At 70.4% G+C, this 16,347-nt stretch carries 13 protein-coding genes and 2 pseudogenes; 7 read left to right on the top strand and 8 right to left on the bottom strand.

What is annotated here, in order from left to right:
• Positions 1 to 247: 247 nt before the first annotated feature.
• On the bottom strand, positions 248 to 1,123 hold the full coding sequence (locus FB157_RS40765; RefSeq protein WP_145885942.1) for a LysR family transcriptional regulator: 876 nt from the start codon (positions 1,121 to 1,123) through the stop codon (positions 248 to 250).
• A 122-nt stretch (positions 1,124 to 1,245) separates the two neighbouring features.
• On the opposite strand from FB157_RS40765, the gene FB157_RS40760 reads away from it, so the two are divergent.
• Both FB157_RS40760 and FB157_RS40755 read left to right on the top strand, forming a co-directional pair.
• Entirely contained in the window at positions 1,246 to 2,244 is a 999-nt protein-coding gene (locus FB157_RS40760) for an NADP-dependent oxidoreductase (protein WP_145885941.1), read from the top strand.
• Complete coding sequence (locus tag FB157_RS40755; protein ID WP_261386858.1) at positions 2,241 to 2,729, top strand: nuclear transport factor 2 family protein; 489 nt, start codon at positions 2,241 to 2,243, stop codon at positions 2,727 to 2,729. Before FB157_RS40760 ends, FB157_RS40755 begins: the two co-directional genes overlap by 4 nt.
• 425 nt (positions 2,730 to 3,154) lie before the next feature.
• On the opposite strand, the gene FB157_RS40750 is transcribed toward FB157_RS40755, so the two are convergent.
• The 3 genes and pseudogenes from FB157_RS40750 to FB157_RS40740 all read right to left on the bottom strand — a co-directional run bounded on the left by FB157_RS40750 (position 3,155) and on the right by FB157_RS40740 (position 7,494).
• Positions 3,155 to 5,329: an FUSC family protein gene (locus tag FB157_RS40750; protein ID WP_145885940.1), complete on the bottom strand. Its 2,175-nt coding sequence runs from the start codon at positions 5,327 to 5,329 to the stop codon at positions 3,155 to 3,157.
• 341 nt (positions 5,330 to 5,670) lie between these two features.
• A pseudogene (locus FB157_RS40745) lies at positions 5,671 to 6,352 on the bottom strand (aldehyde dehydrogenase); the annotation flags it as partial.
• 20 nt (positions 6,353 to 6,372) lie between these two features.
• Positions 6,373 to 7,494: a hypothetical protein gene (locus FB157_RS40740; RefSeq protein ID WP_186581909.1), complete on the bottom strand. Its 1,122-nt coding sequence runs from the start codon at positions 7,492 to 7,494 to the stop codon at positions 6,373 to 6,375.
• A gap of 149 nt (positions 7,495 to 7,643) precedes the next feature.
• Between FB157_RS40740 and FB157_RS48095 the strand changes: the two genes are divergently transcribed.
• Complete coding sequence (locus FB157_RS48095; RefSeq protein ID WP_222441014.1) at positions 7,644 to 8,012, top strand: DUF6192 family protein; 369 nt, start codon at positions 7,644 to 7,646, stop codon at positions 8,010 to 8,012.
• 189 nt (positions 8,013 to 8,201) lie between these two features.
• Here FB157_RS48095 and FB157_RS40730 read toward each other — a convergent pair whose 3' ends face one another.
• On the bottom strand, positions 8,202 to 8,858 hold the full coding sequence (locus tag FB157_RS40730) for a type III effector protein (RefSeq protein ID WP_145885938.1): 657 nt from the start codon (positions 8,856 to 8,858) through the stop codon (positions 8,202 to 8,204).
• Between the two features lie 127 nt (positions 8,859 to 8,985).
• Here FB157_RS40730 and FB157_RS40725 point away from each other — a divergent pair, with 127 nt between their 5' ends.
• From FB157_RS40725 to uvrA, 4 genes and pseudogenes are all read left to right on the top strand, one after another.
• Positions 8,986 to 9,417, top strand: a complete 432-nt coding sequence (locus tag FB157_RS40725; RefSeq protein ID WP_145885937.1) for an Hsp20/alpha crystallin family protein — start codon at positions 8,986 to 8,988, stop codon at positions 9,415 to 9,417.
• A 109-nt stretch (positions 9,418 to 9,526) separates the two neighbouring features.
• Positions 9,527 to 9,922, top strand: a complete 396-nt coding sequence (locus FB157_RS40720; protein ID WP_145885936.1) for a DUF2267 domain-containing protein — start codon at positions 9,527 to 9,529, stop codon at positions 9,920 to 9,922.
• A 72-nt stretch (positions 9,923 to 9,994) separates the two neighbouring features.
• A pseudogene (locus FB157_RS40715) lies at positions 9,995 to 10,428 on the top strand (DUF2267 domain-containing protein).
• A 639-nt stretch (positions 10,429 to 11,067) separates the two neighbouring features.
• Positions 11,068 to 13,536: an excinuclease ABC subunit UvrA gene (gene uvrA / locus FB157_RS40710; RefSeq protein WP_145885935.1), complete on the top strand. Its 2,469-nt coding sequence runs from the start codon at positions 11,068 to 11,070 to the stop codon at positions 13,534 to 13,536.
• 129 nt (positions 13,537 to 13,665) lie between these two features.
• On the opposite strand, the gene FB157_RS40705 is transcribed toward uvrA, so the two are convergent.
• The 3 genes from FB157_RS40705 to FB157_RS40695 all read right to left on the bottom strand — a co-directional run bounded on the left by FB157_RS40705 (position 13,666) and on the right by FB157_RS40695 (position 16,285).
• Positions 13,666 to 14,232 (bottom strand): type 1 glutamine amidotransferase domain-containing protein, encoded by a 567-nt coding sequence (locus tag FB157_RS40705; protein ID WP_145885934.1) that lies wholly within the window; start codon positions 14,230 to 14,232, stop codon positions 13,666 to 13,668.
• A gap of 383 nt (positions 14,233 to 14,615) precedes the next feature.
• Positions 14,616 to 15,065 carry a DUF1931 family protein gene (locus FB157_RS40700; RefSeq protein ID WP_145885933.1) on the bottom strand — a complete coding sequence of 150 codons (450 nt, stop codon included), beginning with the start codon at positions 15,063 to 15,065 and terminating at the stop codon, positions 14,616 to 14,618.
• A 371-nt stretch (positions 15,066 to 15,436) separates the two neighbouring features.
• A complete protein-coding gene (locus FB157_RS40695) occupies positions 15,437 to 16,285 on the bottom strand; it encodes an aldo/keto reductase (protein WP_145885932.1) in 849 nt (282 codons plus the stop codon).
• Positions 16,286 to 16,347 lie beyond the last annotated feature (62 nt).

Genomic DNA, 16,347 nt, shown 5'->3' with positions numbered 1-16,347 from the left:
GCCGGCCGCGTCCACTCCCCGGCGCACTCGCCCGCGGCGGCGGATCGCAGGCATGCCTGGCCGAGGGGATCCTGCGAAACCTGCCTTGCCCGCTCTCGCGGGGACTGATGCCGGACGGATCGAGCCGAGTCGCGGCGTAGATAGTGGCGCCTGCTTCTCCAGCGCTGCCGTCGGCCGCCACCACGCATGGGGGGCGGCCCCGACCTGCGTGATGCCTGCTGGCGGCAAGGAGAGATTGGCCACCCGGTCAGGCTGCCGGGGCGGTCAGGACGGCCTTGGCCGCCAGCCGGAGATTCCTGATCATCGGATTCGGGTCGCCCTTGCGGCTGACCAGGACGACCTGGCTGGAAGGAGCGCCCTCGATCGGGACGGTGACGAGGTCGGGGCGCAGTGAGCTACGCCGATCGCCGACCGGTAGCACGGCGATCGCCCTGCCACTCGCGACGAGTTCGAGCTTGTCCTCGTAGCTGTCGATCGGCGGCACGTCGGCCCCGAGGATCTGGTAGGAAGTCCAGTCCGCGGTCTCGAACGGGCACGGCGCCGCCTCCTCGCCGTCCAGTTCTTCCGCGGTCACCGACGGGCGGTCGGCCAGGGGATGGCCGTGCGGGACCACGAGCATCCGGGGCTCCTCGTACAGAGGGGTGGTGAAGACGTCGTTGGCGGCGAGCGGCAGCGGGGCCCGCGCGATCAGGGCGTCGACGCGCTTGTCGGACAGCGCCCCGACGTCGCGGCAGCTCAGATACCGGGTGGCGATCTCGGCGTCCGGGTAACGGCGGCGCAGTTCCCGTACGGCGGCAGTGATCACCAGGTCTTCCACGTAGCCGATGGCGATTCGTTCGATCTCGGCTTGTTCACGCACGGCCAGTTCGGCCTGGCGGGCGGCCTCAAGCAGGGCTTGGGCCCGGGGGAGGAACCTCTGGCCTGCCGGAGTGAGCCGGGTGCCCTGGGGTACGCGGTCCAGCAGTCGTGTGCCGAGATACTTTTCGAGCCGTTGGATCTGGCGGCTCAGCGCCGGCTGGGCCACGTGCAAGTCGGCGGCGGCCCGGCCGAAGTGCTGGTGCGCCGCCACCACGGTGAAGTAGCGCACCAGCCTCAGTTCCAGGTCCTGTCCGAGATCGTTCACCCTTGCAGCGTACGCGTCATGCCGTTTCGGAATGATCAGGTTGCCGAACCGGTCTTGGACGATCATGCCGTCCTGGGCCTTGACTGAAGGAGCAACGTTTCCCCAGGAAGGCGACAGGCGCGATGAAGGCAATCCAGTTCCACGAAGCGGGCGGGCCGGAAGTTCTGCAGTATGACGAGGTGCCGGTTCCCGAGATCGGCCCGGGCGAAGTGCTCGTCCGGGTGCACGCGGCGGGCATCAACCCGCCGGACTGGTACCTGCGTGAAGGGATGAAGGTCATGCCGGCCGAGATGAGGCCGGCCCTGGAGTTCCCTCTGGTCCCTGGAACGGACATGTCGGGCGTGGTCCAGGCGGTCGCTCCGGACGTGCTGGGGTTCGCCGTCGGTGACGAGGTCTTCGGCATGCTGCGGTTCCCCGGATTCGACGGCCGGACGTACGCCGAGTACGTGGCCGCGCCGGCTTCGGACCTGGCTCACAAGCCGGCCGGTATCGACCACGTGCAGGCGGCTGGGGCGCCGATGGCCGTGCTTACGGCCTGGCAGTACCTGGTTGATCTCGGCCACGACGTGCCGTCTGTCTTCACCGGCCAGGTGCACCAGCCGGTGCCGATCACACCAGGGATGACCGTGCTGGTCAACGGGGCCGCCGGTGGAGTGGGGCACTTCGCGGTGCAGCTGGCGAAATGGAAGGGGGCACACGTCATCGCAGTGGCCTCGGGCCGGCACGAGCAGTTCCTGCGCAAGCTCGGCGCCGATGAGTTCATCGACTACACCAGGACGCAGGCCGCGGACGCGGTCAGCGGTGTCGACCTGGTGATCGACACCGTCGGTGGCCCGGACAGCTCACGCTTCCTGACCGTGCTCAAGCGCGGCGGCACCATGCTTCCGGTGTTCTTCGCCCAGTACGACCCGGAAGAGACGGCGCGCCTGGGCATCACGGTCTCGAACATTCAGGTGCGTTCCAACGGCCCCCAACTCGCCGAGATCGGACGCCTGTTCGACGAGGGCAAGCTGCAGGTCGGGGTGGACAGCACCTACCCGCTGCCCGAGGCGGGCAGCGCACACGCGCGAGCCGCGCAGGGCCACATCCAAGGCAAGATCGTGCTGACGGTGGTCTCGTGACCGCCGAACTCCAGCAGGCGGTGGCGCACTACGCCCACGCCCTGGACGAGCTGAATGTGCCCGAGCTGGAAGCGGTCCTGACGGAAGACACCACCTGGACCTTCACGATGCCCGGACAGGGAGTGCTCGGCCCGGTCGCCGGACGCGCGGCGGTGCTCGACTTCATCCATGACGGGCACACGGCGCAGACCGGAAGGGTGCGGCACCACCTGGGCAATGTCGTGGTCACGCCCACGGACGCCGTCACCGCTGAGGTGCGGGCCTATCTGGTGCAGACGAGGAACACCGGCGAGAGCATCCAGGTGATCTCGACCGGGGTCCACAAGTTCTGCCTGCGCCGGTCCGACGGTGGGTGGCGCATCGCCGAGCTCACCCTGACGCTGGACAACGCCTATCAACCGCATCCGGGTGCGCCGACTCGGGCCGGGCAGACCGCGGACCTGGACCGCAGCCCGATGGCACAGCGGCGCGAAGCGGCTCCTTGACGGGCGGTGGTCGGGCTGGCGGGTGCACGACTTGTGGCAGGAGTTCTGTGCGGGCGCTTCCCGTAGACGATCCACGGCCGGGAGTTCCTCTTCCCCACGACCGGTCCAACGAGCAGCCAAGCAACCCGGTCCCGCTGCTCGGCGCACGCCGACCCGCCCGCTGCCACAACTCGACCATCACCCGCGCCGACGGCCCCTCGTACTGAAGAACGGCTCGGTCGCACGCGGCTCGCCGTCCTTCCCGCCGAGGGAGGAACCACCGCCGACCACCGCTCGCCCCGCCGCCGAAACGGCATCACCGCCGCAGCACCTGGCTCGGCCGAGTCCTCGTGATGGCGACAGCGGCGGACGTGTGGCGGCGCCCGACGCGGCGGGGAGACTGCTTGCCGCTCCAGGAGGCGAGGCGCTCCCCGTGGCCGACTTCGTCACCCACCGCGGTGCGCGGGTCCTGATCCGTCACCTTCCGCCGCCACGGCGGCCCGCACCCGCTGCTCCTCGCGAGCAGAGCCGACGTCCCGTTCCAGGGGTGTGCGGCTCACGGCTGTCGCGAGGTCTTCCAAGGCCCGTTTTTGCAGTTCCGCCTCGCGCCGCACGATCGGGCTCCCGTTGCCGGCGGAGTCCTCCCACGCGTGGAGCGCCTCCTCCACGCGCCCCCAGTCCGGATTTCTGTGCTCGCGCACGGCGACCGCCGCCTGCGCGGTGTCCGCCTCCAGGGCCTCGGCGAACCGCTCCGCCTCGGGGACGACACGGCTGTCGGTCCGTGGGACGTGGCTCTCCATGAGCATCGCCGCCCGGCCGAACCTCTTGAGCGCCTCCTGCGCCTCCTGCGCCTCACGCGACGTCAGACCCCTGGGGCGGACCGGTTCCTGCCTTGCCCGGTCGTATGCCTCCTGCCAGGCGGCACGTGCCTCCCGGCTCGCCAGCAGTGCCCTGCGCATGTCGGCGCGATGCTCCTGGGTCGGTTCGGCGTAGCTGCGGAGCACCGCGGCCGCATAGCGGCCGTTGGCGGTGAGCCAGTCCGCGAGCCTGCCCGGCAGCCGGGGTGTCTCCCATGCGGGGAACACCACGTACGCCAGCATTGCCAGGACCCCGCCGAGCAGGGTGAGCACCACCCGCTCCGGGACCGTCTGCTCCCACGCCTGGCCGCCCATGCCGAGCAGGAAGACCACGTACGCGGAAGTGAAGCACTGGGAGTAGGCGTAGCCGGTACGGATCAGCATGTACGACAGGCCCGCCGAGACCACCGCCAGCGCGCCGAACACATGGGCGTCCGGGCCCAGGGCCCGCACCATCCCGGTGGCGAGCGCGACCCCCGCCAGAGTCCCGGCGAGACGGGCCACCGCACGCGCGTACGTCTGGTGGAAATCCGGCCGCATCACCATCACCGAGGCGATGGGCGCCCAGTAGCCGTGGCCCAGGGGTAGCCGGGCGGCGATCAGATAGCCGAGCGTGGCCACCGCCGCCAGGCGGACGGCGTGCCGGAACACGGGCGAGTCCCGGCGGAGCTCACGGCGGACCGCCTGGACGACGAACGGGACCAGCCGGAGCATTGTCGGGCGCATCAGGAACTCGGCGCCGGCGGAGCCGGGCGGCGTGGGCGTCCTCCCGGGCGCGCAGCCGCATCCGGCGATCTCCAACGCCTCGCCGAGCAGTTCCACGAGCCGCTCGGCGGCTTGCCGCGCTGGGCCCTCCAGCACCTCGTGCTCCTCGTCGACGCACAGGACGTCCGTACTCTCGGGCCGCACCTCGGCGCGAGTGCCGCGTCGGATCGAACGGGCGGCCGCATCCAGGACGTCGGCGGCCGCGTCGAGCAACTCCCGCGCGCGATCCCGCCCGGGTCCCTCCGCGGGGGCGCCCACGTCCGGGTCGGCGAGCGCCGCGACCACCGGTCGAATGCGCTCGGCGAGTCCCCGGGGGCCGTGCAGGACGGGGGGACGGGTGCGGGCCTGTGACGGCGTCACGGCAGCCGCGTCCCGGGCCGTCATCAACGGCTCCGGGTCGAACGGGGCGGTCGGGTCGTGCCGCAACCGGCGGGCGTAGTCGGCCACGGCGGCCAGGGCGTCGGCGAGCGCGTCACGATGCGCTCCCCAACGCCGGATCGGGAACAGCAGGATCAGCACGGCCTGCGTCACGCCCCCGAGTGCGATGACCCCGGCGTGCTCCAGGGCTCGCCCGACACTTGCGGGCAGGGTGATGGTCACCAGCATGCTGCCGACCGTCGTCGCTGCGACGATCCCGGCGGTCGATCCGACGGCCCACGCCATTCCCGCGGCAAAGGCCCATACGGCCAGCAGCGGCAGGAACGTCACGAGTCGCCCCGCCGCCAGGTAGCCCACGAAGGTGCTGAGCGCCAGACCCGCGCCCGCGCCGAGCGCGATCACCTTGCGTGGACGCCAGGTGCGCTGGAAGGTGGCCCCACCCGCGGAGTAGGCGCCGAGGGCGGCGGACGCGGCATACGCAGGGGAGACCAGCCACAGCGTCGGCCCGATGACGATCGCCACCCCGGCGGCCGTGCGCAGCGCGAGCAGCGGCTCCAGCCGCGTCTCCTCGATCGTGAGCCCGGATCGCACGACCTCCCCGAAGGCACGCAGCCACGTCACGGATGTGAGCCTAGCCGGAGCGCCCTGCCAGGTCGCGTCGGCCGCGCCGCCGCTTCCTGTGCGTCGCGGACAGGCGGGTGCACACCCCGGATCGGGTCGAACCCTTGCACCACTTCTCGGACGCGACCGGGCATGCCGGACGCCACTACAGACCTTGACGGAAGTCCTCGCGGATGGGCGAAGACGGCAACCATGGCTTCGACTTCAGGAGCGGGTTCAGACCCGTCCTGTCGAGCAGGCGCCCGGCAAGCCGGCCCGGGGGAGGCGTCCGCCAGCCGTTCAACCGGGCCGGACGAGGGCGATCGCCCCTGGTTCAGGTCCGACCGGAGAGCAAGCGAAACGCCGTTCCCGTGTCCGTTCGGATGCAGGACCACCTTGGTCCAGCCCTCGTCACGGGCATCGAAGTGCTCGTAGGCGGTGGGGGCCTCGTCCAGGCTGAGCTCGTGGGAGACGACGAAACTCGGCTTCGCCTTCCCGCCGGCGATCAGATGCCGCAGCGCCCGGTTGTACTTCTTCACCGGCGCCTGCCCGGTCCTCATGCGCTGGACCTCGAACCACCTCATGCCGAAGTCGATCGGGACCTTGCCCTGAGCTTCCAGCTCCCCCTGGGCCTCCGCGCCGCCGGGGTCCTGGGGCAGGAACACGCCCACCACGCCGATGTCGCCGGTGAACCTGACCGAGTCGATCAGTCCGTTGAGCGTGAGGCCGGCGTCCTCGTGTCCCTCGGGGTCGTGTGCCTGGTAGCCGACGCGTTCGCAGCCGTTGTCGGCGCCCAGACCGAGGGTGGCCTCCTTGGCGACCTCCGCCGGGTTCTGCTCGGCGGTGTTGATCGGGATGGCCCCGATCTCCTCCGCCCTGCGCAGCCGGTCGGGCTGGTGGTCGGCCGTCCAGGCGCAGCGCGTTGAAGTCGCCGTAGGGCACGCGCAGCAGTTCCGCCTGGCCGCCCTGGTAGGGGCCCATGTCGGCGACGATGTTGAAGGGCAGGACCACGTACTCGCCGACCTGGACCTTGCGGACGGCCGATCTCCGACTGAGGTCACCCGCTAGTCCCCGTGGTCGTCCTGCAGTAGGCTGCGACGCTCCTGTTCGCGCTTGGAGTAGGCGGCTGCCCGGATCGCCTCGTCGCTCTCCAGGCCCGATCCCAGCGCGCCACCCACCGTGGCTACCGAAGCGACGAACCAGGACAACGTCCAGTACTCCGAGACATGCAGCGGCGTTCGTGTCGTGGAAGCGAACAGCCGGTCGTTGAGGATGAACAGCGCCCATGCCAGGTTGATGACCACCAAACCCACGTAGCAGACGATCACCCCGATACCCACGGTCACGATTGTCGAGGCGTTGTAGAGAGTCGCCCTCTTCCTCGCCTCCGGGGAAACCTCATCTGTTCGATGCCACAGGTTCGCGTCCACGATCAGCCAGCCGATCATGAGAGCGACGGACCCGACCGTGGCGATCACCAGGCGTGGCGTGCTCAGGGAGGTGGCCAGGATCCAGATGGTGGAGTTCACAGTGGCGACTGCTCCGGTGGCGAGTGCGGCCGCCAGGGCTTTCGACAAGCCCGGCACCAAGCGCCACGGCCGGTTGGCGCGGACCATACCGAGGAGCACCCTCAGGTAACCGCGCGGCCCCCTGACGACGTACCGCAGATCGACGATCTCCTCCTCACCGATCTGGCCCGGATGGATAGGCGCGAGACGACCGATGAAGGGCCCCCGCAGCGGCTGACGTCCCGGAGGACCCTCAGCCCCAGTGGCCTGCGGGCCCGCCAAGCTGAGCACGGCTTCTTCCACGGCCTGCCGGGCCCTTGTCTGCAGCCGGAAGCCCCCCAGCGGGGGAAGAGACAGCAGTGCCAACCCGTGTTCGTGACTCAGATCCAGTACGAGCTTGCGCCCATGTGAGTGCAGCGGAAGGTCGGTGAGGGCCACGACGATGTCCCAGTCCCCCTCACTTCCGCGGTCCATGATCCGGTGCATCAAGGTGGGCGGGTCCTCGGCCCCTGCGGTGAAGGGCTCACTGACCACCTCGACGTCGAACCGTCGTCCCTGGCCTGACCTGTCGGCGAGCCGATCAGGGAGCATCCGGGCCATGCGCTGCGCGATCTCCGTCGGCGCATCCGGATCCGCCAGAAGAGCCACGACCGTAACGTCCTGTGACGACACCGGCATGACTCCTTCTCGTCGGCTGCCCCCGCGGTCGCACGTGGCCACACGTCGGCTGCCCCCGCGATCACACGTGGCCACAGGATGCCCTCGAGGTAACGCCGACGCCGCATGACACGCTGGCCCCTGCCAGCAGGTGCAGGGGGACGGCGTTGATGTGTCCTTGCAGATGTATGCCGACGGCTTGGGGCTGTCGCTCAGCAGACGGACGCGCCCGGGTGCGAACGACGGGTCTGGCCAAGAAGCACGTCGGACAGCTCCCGGACCGTGCCGAGACACCTGCGCAGAAGGTCGATGCCATCCACCGCCTGGCCGACGAGGACGAGGTCGCGGCCGAGGTGGCCACAGATGTCCTGCGACGTCCAGCGGTCGCGGCCATAGTGGTCGCGGACGTCCCGCCAGATGGTCAACGAGGCGCAGACCACGCAGCACGAGACCGAGATCCGAGGTGCCTGACCCGCCGCACGGCCCGGCCTGCCGAACGACGCGAGATCAGCCCGTACTACCTGGCACCGGCCGCCTGAGAACCTGTCTGAGGTCTCTCGCGTCGCCCGCAGACATTGTTCCGCCAGGGGCGCACGACCGGCCGGTGTACGCGGATACCGCTGGGCGTGCGCCGCTCCGGAGCGCGTGAACGTGCAGATGGTGCGTGATGTTCTGAACTGGTTTGCGTGGATCGCTGGTCAGGGGGTCTGCCAGGGGGATGCGTTGCGTCACACCTCTGGGCAACGGATGAGGTCAGGGGGTGTGAGGGCGTCGAGTTGTACTGCGAGGTCGGGGTGGGCGGTGGCTAGGTGGGGGCGGGTGTCAATGAGAGGGCGGATGAGCTCGGCGGGGTCGTCCTGGGCGAGGGCGGCGTGGAGCTGGCTGAGCGGTTGGCGGGCCGCGGTGGGCAGGTCGGTGAGGGCGGTGATCTGGCCGGCGATGCGGCGCAGGTCGGCTGCGTTGCGGCGGGCCCAGGTGGCGGTGGTGCGTTCGGCGGCGCGGCGTTCGCGGGTGGCCTGGACGCGTTGTTCGCCGGTGGTTCCGGCCGGGCCGGGCCGGCCGCGCAGGTAGCGGCGTTCGGCGGCCTGGCGGCTGGCGACGCCGAGGGGGTGGGCGAGATCGGCCCAGCTGGCGCCCGCGTGGCGGGCCGTTTCGATCAGGCCGGTTTCCCATCCGGCGAGCTGCTCGCGTACCTGCCGCAGCAGCAGGAGCGAGGCCAGGGCCTGCTCCGGGCCGATGTCATGGTTCTCGCCGGTGCCGGGGTCCTTGTGCCGGGCGGCATGCAGGGCGTCCTCCATGGCGTGCAGGGCTGCCGCGGCGGCGAGGAACGACGCCGGGCTTGGAGCGTCGGCGCTGGACGATGCCGGCTGGTCGGCCGGGGTCATGGGCACCTCCCTCAGATAGTCATCCTTTGGACGACGCCATGTTTGTCATCCATTGGATGACATGTTACAACGGTGTCAGTGAGGCGCATTGGCAGCAACTGCCTGAACTACCTGGAGGTGTCTTCCGATGTTGATGCGCACTGACCCCTTCCGTGAGCTGGACCGGCTGGCCCAGCAGCTGACGGGCCCCGGCACCTGGTCCCGCCCGTCGCCGATGCCGATGGACGCCTACCGCGAGGGCGACCAGTACGTGGTGGCCTTTGACATCCCCGGCGTCAGCGCGGACGCGATCGACATCGACGTCGAACGCAATATGCTGACCGTCAAGGCCGAGCGTCGGCCCGTGACGAAGGCCGACGACGTGCAGATGGAGCTGTCGGAACGGCCGCTGGGCGTCTTCTCCCGCCAGATCACGCTCGCCGACACGCTGGACACCGAGCACATCCAGGCCGACTACGACGCAGGCGTGCTCACCCTGCGCATCCCGATCGCCGAGCGCGCCAAGCCCCGCAAGATCACCATCGGCGTCGGATCCGGCCACAAGGAGATCTCCGGCTGAACCGGCCGCCCCCCTATGGGGGGTGAACAGCGGCGGAGGACGGGTACCTGATCTCCCCCCTCGCCCGTCCTCCGCGCCCCGTGGGCCTGAGGAAGGGGTGACAGCCGACGTGACAGTGCGACGGGAAGCGTTTCTCCAGCATGTGAAGGAACGCGGCGAATACGACACCCTGCAGGAAGCCGAACGCGCGGCCCGCGTGGTGCTCGCCCTGCTGGGCTCACACCTGGTCGGCGAGGTACGCGCTCAGCTGGCGGCGCGTCTGCCGGAAGGCTTCGCCCTGATCCTTCTCAACCCGCTGCAGAGCGCCGAGCCGCTGCCCCCGGAGCGGTTCGTGCGCGCGGCCGCGGCCTGGATCGAAGGGGCCACCGAACAGACGGCGGCCTGGGACGTCAGCGCCGTCCTGTCCACGGTCGCCGACGCCGCCGGCGACGACCTCCTCAAACAGATCCTGCTCCAGCTCCCCGCAGGCTACGACCTCCTCTTCGGCAGCCCCCAGCACACCTGACCACCCGCCCCCGGTGACCCGGCGACCGCACACCGGCCACCACGACCTGGTGACAGAAAGGCAACCACCGCAGTGATGTCCGACCGCAGCGCACCGCTCCAGCAGCCCTACGGCAGGGCGCATGAGCAGATGCTGGAACAGGTCCGCTACGACGGCGCCTGCCCCACCCGGGAGAAGGCCGGGAAGCCGTCCGCCTCGTCCTTTCGGCACTGGGACGCCAGCTGACCGGCGACGAACGCGTCGAACTGGCCGCCCGCCTCCCCGTCGAAGCCGCGCGCATCCTCACCGCCCAGATCCCCGGCACTCAGCCGCTGGGCGGCTGGGCCTTCGTCAAGGACCTCGCCGCCCGCACCGGCGCCTCCCTGGCCACCACCCGCTGGGACACCGGATCCGTCTTCTCCGCCGTCGCGGCCTACGCCGGCCCCGACCTGCTGACCCGCATCCTGCGCCAGCTCCCCTCCGGCTACGCGCTGCTGTTCGGCCACGCCGAACTCACCCGAGCCTGATAGGCGGGCCGCGCCTTTCCGGCGCCACAGTATGCCGGTGACCGTGATGCGTACACGCGCAGCAGAGAGTGCGTAGCGCGTCACGGTCACCGGCATCATGCTGACGCGGCCAGAGCCGCCACGTGGTCCGAAACCGACGAGGGAAGCACCTCTCATACGCGCTCCGAGGATCGCAAACAGGCACTTTGAGTGGGATGGCCCGCGTCAACCGGCCCGGGCTGCTGCCCACGGGACCTCTTCCGAGCGCTGGCCGGCGTGTTCGCCACCGCCACGTTCGGCCTCGTCAGCAGCGACGTCTTGCCGGTCACCTCTACGTGGGGCCGCTCCGCGACGCGGTGCAGGCGAAGGCCCCGACTGGTTCGGGGGATCCCCAGCCGGGGCCGATCGAGGTGGGCGCGAAGGGCGGTCGCCTCGCGGCGGGGGCTCCATAAGGCTTCAGCCGAACGATCGTCCTCATGGGCAAAGGGTGAGGCACGGGGACACAGTTCCCTTCACGCCCACATACGGATCAACGGTGAAGCACCCTCGAATGTTCCCTGGGAGCGTCTCATACCCGGATTTCTCCGGGCGCTCGTGTGAGCGGGGCCCGGTGACGGAGCCCGTCGCGCGGTTCCCGGCGCGATCAGGTAATCAGGAACGGTGAACAAGGACGCCACCGACCCCTTCGTGCATGTCCGGGGCGCCGGTGAGAACAACCTGCGGAACATCGATGTCGACGTTCCGCGGGACGCGATGGTCGCCTTCACCGGCGTCTCCGGTTCGGGCAAGTCCTCGCTCGCGTTCGGCACGCTCTACGCGGAGGCCCAGCGGCGCTACTTCGAGTCCGTAGCACCGTACGCCCGAAGGCTGTTGCAACAGGTCGGCGCACCGCACGTGCAGGAAATCACCGGACTGCCACCGGCCGTGGCCCTGCAGCAGCGACGCGGGTCGCCCAGCTCGCGCTCGACGGTCGGCACCATCACCACGCTGTCCAATTTGCTGCGCATGCTGTACTCCCGCGCCGGCACCTATCCGCCCGGGGCCGCACGGCTGGAAGCCGAGTCGTTCTCACCCAACACCGCGGCCGGCGCCTGTCCGGAGTGCCACGGACTGGGCGTCGTGCACGACGTCGCCGAGGACCTGCTCGTCCCGGACCCCTCGCTGAGCATCCGCGAGGGGGCGATCGCCGCCTGGCCGGGCGCCTGGCAGGGCGCCAATCTGCGCAGTGTCGTGAACGGCCTGGGGATCGACATCGACCGACCGTGGCGCAGGCTCAGGAAGAAGGACCGGGACTGGCTGCTGTACACGGACGAGCAGCCCTCCGTGTACATCGAGCCGGAGGAGGACCGCGTCGACTACGGCTACCAGGGCAAGTTCTGGAGCGCCCGCAAGCACGTCATGCACGTCCTCGCCGACTCCAAGAGCGAGAAGATGCGCGAACGGGCGCTCCGGTTCGTCAGGAGTGTGCCCTGCCCCGAGTGCCACGGCAGCGGACTGCGGCCCGAGGCGCTCGCCGTGACCTTCGCCGGACGTTCCATCGCCGAGATCAACGCGATGCCGCTCATCGAGGTCGTGGCGCTGCTGCGGCCCGTCGCGGGGCGGTCCGAGGCCGATGCCACCACGTCGACCGCCCGATCCGGGGAGACGACCGAGGTCGCGGTCCGGATCTGCGGCGATCTGGTCGCGCGGCTCGACGTACTGCTCGACCTGGGCCTCGGATATCTCAGCCTCGGGCGCCGCTCGACGACCCTGTCGCCCGGCGAGGCGCAGCGCCTGCGGATCGCCACCCAGCTGCGCTCGGGGCTGTTCGGCGTCGTCTACGTCCTGGACGAACCCTCCGCGGGCCTGCACCCGGCTGACGCGGAACCGCTGCTGGACGTGCTGGACCGCCTCAAGGCGGCGGGCAACTCGCTGTTCGTCGTGGAGCACGACATGGACGTCGTACGGCGGGCGGACTGGGTGGTCGACATCGGCCCCGGTGCGGGCGAGGGCGGCGGACGCGTGCTCTACAGCGGCCCGGTCGCAGGTCTTGAGCAGGTCGGGGAGTCGGCCACGAGCCAGTACCTGTTCGGGCGCGCCCAGCCGCTCGATCACAGCCCGCGTACGCCGCACGGGTGGCTGCACCTGCGCGGCGTCTCCCGCCACAACCTGCACGACGTGTCCGTCGACGTACCCCTCTGCGTACTGACGGCGGTGACGGGCGTGTCCGGTTCCGGGAAGTCGACGCTGGTGACGCAGGTGTTCGCCGAGGTCGTCCGCGGCCACCTCGGACTCGTACCCGAGGAACCCGACGAGGCGCAGCTGGAGGTCGACGTCCAGGACGCGTCGGGGGTCGAGTCGTTCGACCGGCTGGTCCTGGTCGACCAACGGCCCATCGGCCGGACTCCCCGGTCCAACCTGGCCACGTACACCGGGATGTTCGACGCGGTGCGCAAGCTGTACGCGGCGACGGACGAAGCCGGGGCGCGCGGCTACTCGGCCGGGCGGTTCTCCTTCAACGTGCCCGAAGGGCGGTGCGAGACCTGCCAGGGCGAAGGATTCGTCGCGGTGGAACTGCTGTTCCTGCCCGGCACCTACGCGCCGTGTCCGACCTGCGAAGGCGCCCGGTACAACGCCGAAACGCTGGAAGTCACCTACCACGGCAAGAACATCGCGGAAGTACTGGCGCTGTCCGTCGACGCCGCCGCCAAGTTCCTGTCCGCCGTCCCGGCCGCCTCCCGCAGTCTGGAGACGTTGCGCGAGGTGGGACTGGGGTACCTGCGGCTGGGCCAGCCCGCGACGGAACTCAGCGGCGGTGAGGCGCAACGCATCAAACTTGCCACCGAACTGCAGCGAGCCCGCCGCGGGCACGCGCTCTACCTGCTCGACGAGCCGACGGCGGGGCTGCACCCCTCGGACATCGCGCTCCTGCTGCGACAGCTGCACCGGCTCGTCGACGCCGGCAACACGGTCGTCCTCGTCGAGCACGACCTGGCCACGATCGCCACCGCCGACTGGGTCATCGACCTCGGTCCGGGCGGCGGCGACGCGGGCGGGCGGGTGGTCGCGGCGGGCCCGCCGGCCAAGGTGGCGAGGGCCCGCCGCAGCGCCACCGCGCCCTATCTCGCGGCCCGGCTCGCGCGCTCCTGACGACAGCGCGAGGGGCTGAGCACCGGTCAGCCGGGTCCGGGGCGCAGGGTCGCGCGCGTCGCCATGCCGCGTTCCAGCTTGTGGCGGATGTCGCTCGCGAGGCGCCCCGTCCGGGCCCGTTCCGCCGGGTCAGCCGGGCATGGGGTGGTGATGCGCCCGGGCGAACTGTTCCACGACGGCGGCGCAGAAGGCGGGCAGGTCGGCCGGGCTGCGGCTGGTGACCAACTGCCGGTCGACGACCACCTCCTGGTCGACGACCTCCGCGCCGGCATTTCGCAGGTCGGTGCGAATGCTGGGCCAGGACGTCAGGCGGCGGCCGCGCACGGCGCCGGCTTCCGCCAGGGTCCACGGGCCGTGGCAGATCGCCGCGACCGGTTTCCCGCTGGCCATGAAGTCCTTGACGAACCGCACCGCGTCGCGGTCCATGCGCAGCTGGTCGAGGTTCACGGTGCCGCCGGGCAGGAGCAGTGCCTGGTAGTCGTCGACGGAGGCGTCGGCGACCAGGCGGTCCACCGGGAAGGTTCCGGCCGCGTTGAGGTCGAACTGGCGGGCCTGGATCTCGCCTGGGTGGAGCGAGACGATCTCGGTCTTCGCCCCTGCCCCCTGCAGCGCACCGCGCGGCTGGTCGAGTTCCACGCGCTCGACGCCGTCGGTGGCCAGAATCCCCACCCGCATCCCCTGGAGTTCCTGTGTCATGGTGCGGTTCCCTTTACGAGTCACTGGTTGCAGGACGCGATCGGTCGGGACACCCGGCAGGGCCTGTCCGCCGAAGGCGCCCTGAGCCCATGTCTGCGCGCGGTCGGTGAGAGCTGCTGTCCCAGTGAGGACGACCTTCGTCCAGCCGTCGTCGCGGGCGTCGAAGGGCTGGCAGCTTTCATGACTTCCCCTCAGGGGCCGTCACGTGAAGGCAAGGGGGTGTGATTTTCCTGGCCAGGCGACCAGCCGCGCTGAAACCGCGATACGCGAATCCCCGAGCGTCTGCGGCGCGCCCCGAGCCTTGGTGAAGGTTCCCGGTCTCCACCTTCCGCCCCCGTCCGGCATGCCAGTTCAGTCCGCCGGCATGCAACGGGGGGCGACTGCTACAGCAGCCGGTCGAACACCGCGGTCACGCCCTCCCAGTGGCTGGTCTGCGGGTTCTTGACATCCGGATACATGATTTTGAACGTCTCGGCGAGGGCGACGCTGAGACCGCCGATGATCTCGGGGTAGCGCTCTTCGGTCTCCTGGGTGGGTGTCCTGTCGAGGGGTGGGTGCGCGGCGAGCTGTTCCAGGATCGGCTTCAGGTCGACCTCCTCGTCGAGCCGCCGGAACCGGTGGATGCTCTCCTGGAGGCCCTTGGTGATCGGTAGGTCCCACGGTTCGACGGTATCCCTCCCGTTGGCCTTGGCCGACGCCTGGCCGACGACCAGGAGGTCGTAGAACTTGGCGTCGACGAAGTCGCCGTACCGCTTCAGATCGTTCTTGTCCACGTCGAGGCCTGCGGCGGCGCGGAAGAACCTCTCGAACTTCGACACACCCATCACGGTCATGCCTCTCGCCTCCTCACCGGGAACGGACGGCGTCGTTCCCGCCCGCCCGCGCCGCCATCGGCTGTTACCCGGTCGAGATTCGCAGAGCCCCCTGCTGAGTGCCTCCGCATCCCAGGCCGAAAAAGGCCACCCCCTCTTCCCCTGGCAGAGCAGCATGAAGTGCGCGGGCATCCTTTGGCCGGCCGTCCGCAGGAGGCTGCACGGCGTTGCAACGCCTCGAACGAGAATTGCTGACCGGACGACACGACCAACTCGGGGAAGCGGGACTGTATTGGGGCACCCGCATGAGGGCACCCCGCGCCGAGATGGGGACAGGGCCGGGCCCGGTGCAGGGGTCGGGCTGAGCGGGGCGCGCCATCCTGCCAACGCCCTCAGAGCATCTCCAGGGGCGTGGGCCCGCTGGGCGGCGGGAACGCCTCGTCGAGAGCGTCGAGGGCCTCGGTAGGAAGGTGGAGGTCCACCGCGCCGCGGTTCTCCCGAACGTGGTCGGGTGATCCGGAACGCGGGATCGCGGCCACCCCCTGTTGTTCCAGCACCCAGGCGAGTGCCACCTGGGCCGGCGTGGCTCCGAGGGCCCGGGCCACGGCACCCAAAGCCTCGACCTTCAGGAGCCGCCCCTGCTCGATCGGGGAGTAGGCCATGACCGCCGCCCCGGCCTCACGGCACCAGGGGAGAAGATCCCACTCGATGCCGCGCCGGGAGAGGTTGTACAACACCTGGTCGACAGCCACGGCGTCGCCGGCGGGGAGGGCGGTCAGCTCAACCATGTCGGCGACGTCCAGATTGCTCACGCCCCAGTAACGGATCTTCCCCGCCTCCATCAGGTCGGTGAATCCCGCAAGGGTCTCCTCGAGTGGCCACCGTCCCCGCCAGTGCAGCAGGTACAGGTCCAGCCGTACCGTACGGAGCCGCCGCAGGCTGCCCTCGCAGGCGGCGACGGTGCCCTTCCGGTCGGCGTGGCCGGGCAGCACCTTGCTGACGAGGAAGACCTCCTCCCGGCGCCCCCGGAGGGCCTCCCCGACGAGTTCCTCGGCTGCGCCGTCGCCGTACATCTCCGCCGTGTCGACGACGGTCATGCCCAGGTCCAGGCCCAGCCGCAGCGCGGCGATCTCCTGTTCACGCCGGGCCGGGTCCTCGCCCAGGTACCAGGTGCCCTGCCCGAGCGCCGCGATCTCCTCACCGGAGGGGAGCGCGATCGTTCTGGCTGATTCCGCAGACATCTCGGCCTCCCGTCCGCCGCGGATCCGTGTCACGCGCACGCGCACCGGGTGCCCAGGTCCGC

This window comes from Streptomyces sp. BK340 (assembly GCF_007827595.1).
In the GTDB taxonomy this organism is placed as follows: Bacteria; Actinomycetota; Actinomycetes; order Streptomycetales; family Streptomycetaceae; genus Streptomyces.
This window is presented reverse-complemented; position numbering and strand designations above follow the sequence as displayed.

What these genes read in the sequence shown, in the direction of transcription:
- FB157_RS40740 (WP_186581909.1), bottom strand. Translation starts at nt 7,494, where the DNA reads ATGCCGGTGTCGTCACAGGACGTTACGGTCGTGGCTCTTCTGGCGGAT.
- FB157_RS48095 (WP_222441014.1), top strand. Translation starts at nt 7,644, where the DNA reads ATGTGTCCTTGCAGATGTATGCCGACGGCTTGGGGCTGTCGCTCAGCA.
- FB157_RS40705 (WP_145885934.1), bottom strand. Translation starts at nt 14,232, where the DNA reads ATGACACAGGAACTCCAGGGGATGCGGGTGGGGATTCTGGCCACCGAC.
- FB157_RS40760 (WP_145885941.1), top strand. Translation starts at nt 1,246, where the DNA reads ATGAAGGCAATCCAGTTCCACGAAGCGGGCGGGCCGGAAGTTCTGCAG.
- FB157_RS40725 (WP_145885937.1), top strand. Translation starts at nt 8,986, where the DNA reads ATGTTGATGCGCACTGACCCCTTCCGTGAGCTGGACCGGCTGGCCCAG.
- FB157_RS40730 (WP_145885938.1), bottom strand. Translation starts at nt 8,858, where the DNA reads ATGACCCCGGCCGACCAGCCGGCATCGTCCAGCGCCGACGCTCCAAGC.
- FB157_RS40700 (WP_145885933.1), bottom strand. Translation starts at nt 15,065, where the DNA reads ATGACCGTGATGGGTGTGTCGAAGTTCGAGAGGTTCTTCCGCGCCGCC.
- FB157_RS40695 (WP_145885932.1), bottom strand. Translation starts at nt 16,285, where the DNA reads ATGTCTGCGGAATCAGCCAGAACGATCGCGCTCCCCTCCGGTGAGGAG.